The organism is Nocardioides psychrotolerans (genome assembly GCF_900113685.1).
GTDB lineage: Bacteria > Actinomycetota > Actinomycetes > Propionibacteriales > Nocardioidaceae > Nocardioides > Nocardioides psychrotolerans.
Genome location: NZ_FOQG01000009.1, coordinates 161018 through 171467, shown reverse-complemented (window position 1 = coordinate 171467; position 10450 = coordinate 161018). Strand labels below are relative to the sequence as shown.

General features: G+C 67.9%; 5 protein-coding genes and 1 pseudogene. 4 read left to right on the top strand and 2 right to left on the bottom strand.

From position 1 onward, the window contains the following. Nucleotides 1-556: 556 nt before the first annotated feature. The 3 genes from BM204_RS12875 (at nt 557) to BM204_RS12865 (ending at nt 2877) form a co-directional block, all read left to right on the top strand. Entirely contained in the window at nt 557-1693 is a 1137-nt protein-coding gene (locus BM204_RS12875; protein WP_091113930.1) for an ice-binding family protein, read from the top strand. Between the two features lie 288 nt (nt 1694-1981). Continuing rightward, entirely contained in the window at nt 1982-2389 is a 408-nt protein-coding gene (locus BM204_RS12870; protein WP_218031379.1) for a class F sortase, read from the top strand. 185 nt (nt 2390-2574) lie between these two features. Next, nucleotides 2575-2877, top strand: coding sequence for a hypothetical protein (locus BM204_RS12865; RefSeq protein WP_305728401.1), 303 nt, complete (start codon nt 2575-2577; stop codon nt 2875-2877). Nucleotides 2878-2932: 55 nt separating this feature from the next. Here the strand turns inward: BM204_RS12865 and BM204_RS23540 are convergent. After that, nucleotides 2933-3115 (bottom strand): annotated as a pseudogene (locus tag BM204_RS23540) (sensor histidine kinase); the annotation flags it as partial. Between the two features lie 103 nt (nt 3116-3218). Between BM204_RS23540 and BM204_RS23535 the strand changes: the two are divergent. After that, on the top strand, nt 3219-4181 hold the full coding sequence (locus tag BM204_RS23535) for a VldE C-terminal domain-containing protein (protein WP_091113926.1): 963 nt from the start codon (nt 3219-3221) through the stop codon (nt 4179-4181). A gap of 69 nt (nt 4182-4250) precedes the next feature. On the opposite strand, the gene BM204_RS12850 is transcribed toward BM204_RS23535, so the two are convergent. Further along, on the bottom strand, nt 4251-10088 hold the full coding sequence (locus tag BM204_RS12850; RefSeq protein WP_091113923.1) for an Ig-like domain repeat protein: 5838 nt from the start codon (nt 10086-10088) through the stop codon (nt 4251-4253). Nucleotides 10089-10450 lie beyond the last annotated feature (362 nt).

Here is a 10450-nt window from a genome sequence, read left to right as displayed (position 1 = left end):
CGTGGCGCTGTTGTTTGTCACACTGGGCACTGCGATGTCTCCTTCACTTCAACCGGGGGATGGCGTCGTTGCCGACGTCGGCCCGGGAGTGAAGTCACTACGAGGCAGGCCTGTAACGGGTCACAGCCAGAGTCGTTTCAGCGGCACTGGTTGGACATGCTTCTCATCAAGCCATCGTGGTGGGGCCAGGGTCGACGCCGGCCCCCGGACCTGACGGACAGATCCCAGGCAAGACACCCCGAAGAGGTCAGGCGCTTCACGAGTCACGCCCGATCCGGAGGACCACCGTCAACCCTGCCAGCCAGCCCCAGGCCAGCCACCACGAACACTTACAGGCGCTTCAAGTTCACTACGCTGCACGAAACCGTCTCTCACCGACCGGATAAAGACACCGAACGAAGCCTCCGGAATCACCGGGGCGGTTCACACTGACGACGGGCTGGTCTAGACAAGACTTTGATCAACCTTGATCGGGATGAAAAGTAGTCTGCAACAAACCACCCTCCCCCTCCCCCCTTGCCCTCCCCCGACGGGCACCCATTGAGAGCAGGTCGGCATGTCCCCCCAGGCCAGCCCCATCGTCTCGCAAGACCAGTCTGGCTCGTTGCGGCAGGGGGTGGTCGCCAGCCTGGGGCTCACCGCGGTGGGTCTCCTGGTGGCAGGGACCGTCTGGAGCGGCATGTCCCCGTCCTATGCCGCGGAGCCCGCCGTCGGTCTCGGCACCGCTGAGTCGTTCGGCGTCCTCGCCGGAAGCACGGTGACCAACACTGGTCCCTCGACGATCTCGGGCGATCTCGGGGTGAGCCCGGGCACTGCCGTCACGGGCTTCCCTCCCGGCCAAGTCTCGGGTGTTCAGCACCTCAACGACGGCGTCGCGATCCAAGCCCAAAACGACCTGACAACGGCCTTCGGGGATGCTGCCTCACGTCCCACCACCGAGTCTGTGACCGGAACCGATCTTGGGGGTCGGACCCTCCTCCCCGGCGTCTTCGAGGACACCTCCAGCATGGCGTTGACCGGGACTCTCACGCTTGATGCGCTGGGCGACCCCGGTGCTGTCTTCATCTTCAAGGCAGGCTCGACGCTGACGACGGCTTCAGGTGCCCGGGTCTCCTTGATCAACGGGGCTCAGCCCTGCCGGGTGTTCTGGCAAGTCGGGAGCTCGGCGACCCTTGGCACCGACACCGACTTCGCCGGGACCATCATGGCGCTCACCTCCATCACTCTCTCGACGGGCGTGGACGTCGAAGGTCGGGTGTTGGCGCGCAATGGTGCGGTCACCATGGATGCCAATGACCTCACCTCTCCCGCGTGTGCGTCCGCGCCGCCGTCGACTGGCACCCCGACTGGCACCCCGACTGGCACCCCGACTGGCACCCCGAGCACCACGCTGCCCACCGGAAGCACGGTGACGCCCACCGCCAACCCAGGCCAAGGGCCTGGCCCAGGAGCAGGAGGCGGGTTCGGCGCCGGAGATAGCGGCGGTGGCGGCGGCTCCAACGACGGCTCAGACGGCTCAGGGAACGGCTTGACCGGCGGCCCCTTGGTCCCGGTCGGCAACCCCGATACAGGCCGCATGGCATCTCCTCAGGAAGGCGGAGGGCAGGTGATCCTGCTGGCGCTGGCGGGCCTGGCAGCTCTCGGCGCCCTTGGTGCCTTGGTCACGGGACCGCGCCACGTCAGGCGTCACTGAAGCGCCATGTCGATGACCCCCGTCGGGCCGCAGCATCGTCGTCGGCGGCCAACCCGGCGCGTCGTCGCAGCCTCACTGCTGGGGGCCGGGGCGGTTGCGGCGCTAACTGTTGCGCTGTTGATGGACGTTGCCGCGCCTGTGAGGGACGAGGTGAGCCAGCTATCGCCCACTCGCCCTTACCCGCTCACAGCGCAGCGTGACTTCTCCGGCCCCGCCGTTTCCGTCCCGTCTGCCTCCTCGACCGGCACCCGACCGGCGCCGACGCGACTTGCCGTTGCTTCGATCGGAGTGACCACGGACCTGGTTGACCTCGGAGTGAATCAGGACAACACGGTGGAGGTGCCGAGCGATCCGTCGCTCGCGGGATGGTTTTCGTTGGGGACACCGCCCGGCGGACGAGGCTCCGCCGTCATCTTGGGCCATGTCGACTCGGTCGACGGTCCTGCCGTGTTTGCCCGACTGAAACACCTCCGTCGTGGGGATGTGGTGGTTGTTGACTTGTCCGACGGAACGGCACGTCGATTCCGCGTGGAACGGGTAGTCACTTACGCCAATGCAGAATTTCCGGCCCAGCAGGTCTACGCCGGCACCGAGTCGCGCCGATTGCTCAATCTCGTGACATGTGGCGGCGAATACGACGCCGAGCGCGGTGGCTGGCAAAGCAACGTCGTGGTCTACACCGAGCTGATCGGCTGACCCGGTGGAGCACCACGGAGCCTGCCCGCTTCCGCTTCCTGGCACCCGATGACGAGAGCGGCTGACCGGTTCCGTCCCCGGTGTGAAGCGACCAGGATGGGTCGCACCAGCGAGAGGAACCACGATGGCCAAGTACCTGATGCTCAAGCACTACCGACGCACCCACCGCCGAGGAGACCGACTGGGTGCAGGTCGTCGAGTGGTACGACGAGCTCGTGCTCCTCACCGACAGCCCGGTCGTCCGGCTCAACCGCGCGGTCGCGGTCGGTGAGGTCGACGGCCCACGCGCCGGGCTCGCGGCCCTCGCGGCCGTGGACGACTCGGTGCCCCGCCACACCGCCGTGGCGGCGTACCTCCACGAGCGCGACAGCGACCTGGCACTGGCGGCGCTGGCTCAACGCCCGGCTGCGGGGATGAGTGACGACCCGCAGCCACCCACCAGAGGTCACCCGAGGGACGAGTGCTGGTCCGACGGCCCTTGCTGGTGACCGGCACTCGCACGACGAAGGTGGCCCAGCGGCCCGGGACGGACTCGGCGTGGACGCGACCGCCGTGCCGCTCGGTGATCTGCTTGACGATGGTCAGGCCCAGGCCGACGCCCGGGACCTCGGCAGAGCCGGGGGCACGATGGAAGGGGGTGAAGATCTCCTCGAGCTGCTCCGGAGGCGGGCCGGGGCCGTCGTCACTCACCACGGTCGCGGGGACACCGCCGGCGTCAGGGAACATCGCGCCGACTCGCCACCCTGCGCAACCGCAACGCCTCCCACCCACAGCGGCAACCGGAGGCCCTCCTCAGCCAACGCTCAGCACCGGTCTGGACAATGGAGGAATGAGGAAGGGAGCGGGCACCGCGATCGTCGGCGCGTCAGCCGTCGCCGTGGTCGCGGCGGTGGGCTACGGCGTACTCACCGGCAACGGTCCCCTGAGCCCGGCCTCTGACGAGTGCACCGCGACCGTCGACGGGCACAGCGTCGACCTGACGCTCGAGCAGGCGGAGAACGCAGCACTCATCACCGCCATCTCGATCCGACGCGGCCTGCCCGCGCGGGCGGCCTCGATCGCGCTGGCGACGGCCTACCAGGAGTCCGACCTCTACAACATCGACTACGGCGACCGCGACTCGCTCGGGCTCTTCCAGCAGCGGCCGTCGCAGGGCTGGGGCAGCGAGGAGCAGGTGCTGGACCCGGTCTACGCGACCAACGCGTTCTACGACGCGCTGGCGGAGGTCAACGACTACGAGGGCCTCGAGATCACGGTGGCCGCGCAGGAGGTGCAGCGCTCGGGCTTCCCCGACGCCTACGCCGACCACGAGCAGGACGCCCGCACGATCGCGTCCGCGCTGACCGGCAACTCCCCCGAGGCGTTCAGCTGCGAGATCGACGATGACGTGGACTCAGCAGACACCACGCTGCTCGATACCGGCCTGACCGACCGCGCCGACGTCGTACGACGGGAGGCGCTCGGGATGTTCGGCGACCTGGCCCTCGGCGGTTTCGCACCCGGTGGCGTGAGCAGCGGCCACATCGAGGGATCGGCTCACTACGAGGGACGAGCGGTCGACATCTTCTTCCGCCCGGTCAACGCCGAGAACCAGAAGAGCGGCTGGGCGGTCGCGCACTACCTCATGGCCCAGTCCGACCGGCTCGACATCAAGACGATCATCTTCGACGACCGGATCTGGACCGTGAGCCGCTCCGACCAGGGCTGGCGCGACTACGACGCGCCCAGCGGCTCCGGCGACCCGGTGATCCTCGAGCACCGCGACCACGTGCACGTCGATGTCGTCGAGTAGGACAGCACGGTGCCATGCACCCCGGGTGCTTCCCGGAGTGCACGGCACCGACGAGCCGAGTCGCAGCCTCTAGCTGCCGCCCTGCTTCCTGTTCTTGCTCACCTTGAGCGTCAGCACCTCCGAGCGGGAGCCCACGAAGTCGTCGTTGCCGACGAACACCGCCTGCACCCGGTGCTTGCCCACGGAGAGGCGTCCGAGCCGCACCGCGACCTGAGCCGCCGTTCCGTCGAGCCTCACCCGCTTGACCACGACGCCGTCGACCTTGATCTCCAGGCGCCCTGCGGCGCGACCGGACGGCAGCGCCTTGACCGTCACCCGGAGCAGGGCTCGCTGCCGCTGCTTCAGCGTGCTGTCGGCGAACGAGGCCTTCGTCCGCGTGTCGCTCGCCTCCTCCGGCTCGGGAGCCACAGGCACGGTCACAGCACCGGTCACGACCTCAGCGGAGTCATAGCCCGTCTTGCTCGCCGTGACCAGGACGGTCAGAGCCGAGCCCCGGTCGGCTGCCGTCACGACGTACGTCGCTCCGGTCGCGCCGGCGATGGCCTCACCGTCGCGCCGCCACTGGCGGGCGAAGGACAGGCCCTCGGTGTCCCAGCTCCCGTTCGTGACGGTGAGTGTCTCTCCGACGGCTGCCACACCCGTGACGAGCGGCGGCGACAGCGGAGCCGGAGCGGCACCCTTGGCGATGGTGACCGCCGAGGAGGTGCCCGCGCCGTCAGGGATCCCGGTCTTGGTCGCGCTGACCCGGACCGAGACCGGCTGGTCCAGGTCGTCGACCGACGCCACGTAGGTGGTGCCCGTCGCACCGGCGATGGCCGTCGCCCCGCGCAGCCACTGGTAGCCGAACGTCAGACCCGTGGTGTCCCACGTGCCCGGGTTGGCCGTCAGCGTGCTGCCGACCTTCGCTGCGCCCGAGACGCTCGGTGCCGTCGTCGCCGTCGGTGCGACCCCTGCGCCACCGCCACCGCCGCCGCCACCGGGGACAGTCGTCGCCGGTCCGACCGCGGTCGTGACGTCGAACGGCACGAACGCCACGATCTCGCCGGTGCCGTTCTCCTGCACGTAGTCCGGCCGCTGCGCCGCGACTCGGGCAGTGATGACCTTGCCGGCGTCGTCCGCCTCCTGCGCGTACGTCGCACCAGTCGCGCCGACGATCGGCGCGCCGTCACGGAGCCACTGCACCCCGGTCTGCACGATCCCGTCGGCCCACGTCCCGGTGGAGACGCTCAGCGTCTGCCCGACCTGACGGGTGCCCGTCACTCCCGGAGCCGCGGTCGGCGTGGGCGCCAATGGACCACACGTCACCTTGAGCAGCAGGTCGAGTCTCGGCGGCGGCACCTCGAGCGGGCTGGTGGTCGTGGTCGCGCAGGCCCCACCACCGCTGACGCCCGAGGTCAGCTTCACCTTGTAGAAGCCAGCCGTGACGTCCCAACGGAATACCCCGTCGGCGAGCGTCGTGGACGGGTTGGCGGTGTTGACGCTGGGGTCCATCACCGAGGTGTCCTCATTGGCCACTGCGGTGTAGACGCCACCGATCTGCTTCAGCAACGTGACCGTCGCCCCAGCGATGGGACGTCCGAACTGGTCGGTCACCACTCCCGCCGGGTCGATGTAGATCGAGAACTCTCCCCCGCACTCCGCAGGCAGGTTGGTGGAGAACGTGGCGTCCCCCGCGCTGGTGAACCGCGGGATGTTGGCCGTGTAGGTGCCAGGCGGGTCCTCCACCAGGGCGCCAGTCATCGGCGCGGCCCCATTGGCGAACGTGACGGTCCACTCCGGGTCGGCCACGGTCGAGCAGCCCTCGATCACGAGGGTGGCAGGGGAGCCGATGACACCAGAGGGGATGGTGTCATCCGAGGTGCCGTCACCGTCGGTGTCGACCGACTTGGTGGTGAAGCCACTCCCGGTCATCACGTTGTCGGGCGGCGGGGTGGGAGACTTCACGACGAGCGTCAGCTCGTTGACGGCTCCTTCAACCACGAGCAACGATGCGCTGACAGGGCCGCTGTTGCTGGGGAACGCCGTGATCCTGTACTCCTGCTCGACGACCTGAAGCGACAGCACCGCCTCACCGTCGGTGTCGGTCACTCCGCCGTTCGAGCAGGCGTCCACCGTGCACGCGTAGACGTACGAGTTCGCGACCGGAGTCGCCCCGTCGTTATCGCGGACGACGGTGACGGTGACGTCTTCCACGACGGCGTCAGGGCCCAGCACCAGCCCGTCGGTGTAGGTGTAGCCGTCCTGGAAGCCGTCCGCCACGGCTCGCACCTCGACATACAGGTAACGCCCTACGTCCCCGTCCTCCGGAGTAAACGTCGGAGCGGTCACCTGGCGGTTGCCGACGTACCAGGTGTAGGTCACGTCGACGTCGACCTCGGTCGCATTCTCATCGTCAACGGCGGCCCAGACTCCCTGACCCGGCGCCAGCTCCTGACCGACGGTCGGGACGCCGATGTCCAGACGCTCCGTGCGGTACAGCTGTGGCGCCTGAACGATAGTCAGCTCGTTGCTCGTTGCCGTGCCTGCCGAAGCGCCTGGTGCTGCGACGGTCTCCTCTGCGAAGACCGAGTAGCCACCCAGGGAAGCCGGCACGACGAAGTCCGTGCCGCCGTTCTGGACCAGGAAGGAGTAGCCAGTGTCGTCGTAGCTCGCGCGCCACTCGTAGGAGTAGCTCAGCTCGTCAGCACCGGTCCACTCACCCGGCGTGACCTCGAGGGTCTTCCCTGCATCTGGCGCACCGCCACCTCGCACCGCGATGAAGGGTCCGGTCACGACCTCGAGCGACGGGAGCGCTCGGACGTCGACCGGGGCGGACGTCGCACGCGCCGGGCTGAACCCGGATCGTCGAGCCGTGACCTGCACGCTGATGTCGGTGTCGACATCGGCCTGCTTCAGCACGTACGTCGAGCCGGTCGCGCCGGTGATGGCAACGCCGTCACGGAGCCAGCGATAGCTGAAGTCAAGTCCAGCATTCGGCTCCCAGGTGCCCGACGTGGCTGTGAGGGTCTGGCCCACCTGCGGGGTGCCGGAGATGGTCGGGGGCGCGGTGTTGGTGCCGGCCGCCCCACTGCTCGGTGCGTCAGAGGCGATATAGCCGAAGAAGAATGTGTTGGGCGAACCCTCCTCCGCACCGTCCTCGGTGAAGCTTGGCTCCGCGAGCGTCCATGCCTCAGCGCCCTCGTCCTGCAGAGCCGTGAGCGCCTCGGCCCTGCTGGGAGCAACGCCGTAGACGAAGTGCAGCTCTCGCATCGACTCCCCGGCGAGCGCGCCGAAGTCGAAGTCCAGCAGCGAGCCCTGGTCCCGAGGGCCGAACTTGTCGAAGTCACCCGTGGCGCCACGGTCGGTCGGCCCGGCCAGCGGGTCGGCTGAGGCGAAGCCGTCGTTGGAGGCGAAGGTCAGCTCCGGGACGTCGCCGGTGTGCATCGAGACCAGCTCGTTGAACACGGTCGGGAAGACGTCCCAGTCCATGACGCGGCGGTAGGCCAGGTCCATCGGGTCGGCGGTCAGGTTCTCGACGGCTACGTTGACGTCGTAAGCAAAGTCGGACTGCTCCGAGGGCTGGTAGTCGTGGGTGACGAGGATCTTCTCGTCGATCTCGACGACGGCGGTGGCACCGGTGCCGTCTGAAGAGAAGCCCACGCGCCGCAAGCCGGAGCTGAGACCGTCGTTGCGGTTCGCGTGACCGCTGGTGCCGGAGGCGCGGTCAGCCACTCCCCAACCCTCGCACTGACAACCGTGGACGAGGCCGTCCTGCACGGTGTCGTAGTACTCGTCAGCGGCATCGACAAGCTCGAGGCCGGTGCTATAGCGGTTGAGTTCACCCTCGCAGTTGACGCCGAGCCGGATCGTGCCGTTGCCGATCTCGGCACCGTCGCAGTAATCGCCTGAGTAGCGCAGCACGAGGTTCGGCAGGGTGAGAGTCTCACCAACAGCCGGCACGATCACGGTGTCGGCGAGCAGCGGGTCCTGGGCGCCACCGAGGCAGACGAGCTGGTAGACGTTGGTGTATGTCTGCGCGCAGGCGGTGACGCTGCGCCCCGGCATGTCACTGATGATGCGCACTCGGCCGTCGGCGTCGGACACGTCGGACTCGTCGCTCTGGTAGGCGTACTCCGGCTGACCGTCGTTGTTGTCGTCGATCAGCTCGTAGAGCGACACCTGGGTGTCCCGCTGCGGCACCCCTCCGCGCGTTAGGACCCGTCCATTAACCGTGCTGCCGGCCGGCAGCTCCAGCGGGCCGGGGAGCACGAGGTCCGAACCGTCGTCCGGAAGCGTGAAGTACGTCGCGTCCGCAGGGGTCGCACCGCCGAAGCACGGCTGGGAGGATAGAAGGAATACGCAGACGGCGACGGGCTCCTCGGTGAACGGCATGATGACGTCGAATTCCCCGTCCTCTGCGAAACGCTGCACGAAACCTCGGGTCTCGAATCCGCCGTCAGGCCGTTCCACGACCGCATGAACGGGGTAGTACCGCCGACCCTCGAGTCCTTCAGGGCGGGTGAGAACACCCCGGATGTGGACCCTGCGGGCGATCTCGAAGTCCCCGATGTCCTTCGTCCCCATGGTCGAACCCACCGGGATCTGGAAGGTCTCAGCCGACTCCGGGTCGGGTGCACCTCCGAGGCACTCCTGGACACCCACGTAGGAGCAAAGCGTCAGGTCGCTGTCAGTGGGCGCCAACCGGGTCGCGAATGAACCGTCCACCCGGGCGAAGGCGGAGCCGTAGTAGTCGGCGCCTCCACCGGCAGGGGAGACCTCGAACACGTTCATGCCGGCGTCCGTGACGATGGCTCCTGCAGAGTCCACGAGCCGGCCACGCAGCACCACAAGTGGGTCTACGACCTCGCCGATCGCCGCGTCGCCCTCCTCAGGGAACACAAAGTCGTCGACCTCGGGCTCGAAGGGGCTGCTCGCCCCCTGGCAGAACTCACCCAGGTAGTAGTAGTTATCGTTGGTCGAATCCTCAGAATCGACTATGACGTCAGCACGCGCTACACACACCACGTAGCGGCCCCCTGGGACCGCACCGGTCAGCGAGAAGGATCCATCCTCAGCGAGACCTGAGTAGCCCGCGTAGATGGTCGATCCATCGTCCCGGAGACCGTAGAGGCTCGCGTAGCCGCTTGCTACCGGCGCGCCCGCTCGATCCTTGGCAAAACCCGTCACCAGCAGCGGATCGTTCTGCAGGGTCCCGAAGTCGAACTCGGTGGCCGTGGGATCGATCGTAAAGGTGCTGGCTCCGACAGGTCCGTTGGCCCCGCCCTGGCAGAAGTAGCTCCCGTTGCCGCTGTTGTCGTAGGTGCAGACGGCGAGCTTCACTCCGGTCGGGACACTGGCGAAGGCCACGTTGCCGCCCGCATCGGAGTACTCACCACCCAAGCTACGAGCACTGCGTCCTGGGTTCACGCTGTAAAGCTCGATGTAGGCCCCGACGAGTGGATCGCCGTCGACGTTCAGCACCAGACCGGTCAGGCTCGCTTGGGGGCTCTCGGGTGCTACCGCCAGGGTGGTGTCCTGCAGATCTTGCGATCCCGCCACCACCGTGACCACGCCGTCGTAGTCGGTCGAGGCCCAGTAGGCGACGTCATCGCTGAAACGGAGCACGTAGTCGCCCGCATCGACGCCCGTGAACCGGTAGAAGCCGGCGTCGAGGTGCTCGCCGTACTGAGCGTCGTAGGACGAGTAGGCCGTAGCGACCGGGAAGTCCATGGGGCCGGAGGCCTCGGGGAGGAACAGCTCCGCGCGGATGCCGCCGACTGGGTTGCCCGCTTCGTCGACGAGTTTGCCGTCGACCGTGCCAAGTGTCGGCGGCGCCTCGGCTGCAGCGATCGCACCTGCCTTCGACGCGGCTGGCGCCTCAGCGGCGAGCACCGAGCTGGTGCCACCGAGGGTCAGCCCGAGGGCCAAGGCGGAGAGAAGAGCAGAGCGGACGGCCAACCGGCGTCGAGACATATGGAGTTCCCCCATGACATTCGTTACAGCGAGACAGTACGGCGCAACGTAGCGAGTCTCTTCGCCCAGCACAGCCCCCAGATGGCGATCTGGCCCGAAGTGATCAGCGGCCTAGTCAGATATGACTAAACGAGGCTTCCCGTCGCGGTCGCTCAGGAGCTGTGGGAGCACTGAGACCGCCCCCCTCAGACCCGGCGAGAAGCCCAGCGCACGTCGCTGACCTGCGCATTCGCTTGACAGCGCGCACCGTGGGGGCTGCGCGGGACGACGCCCCATGTGGGCTATCCGAAATGGCGTTCCTACCCGCGCCGGACTGC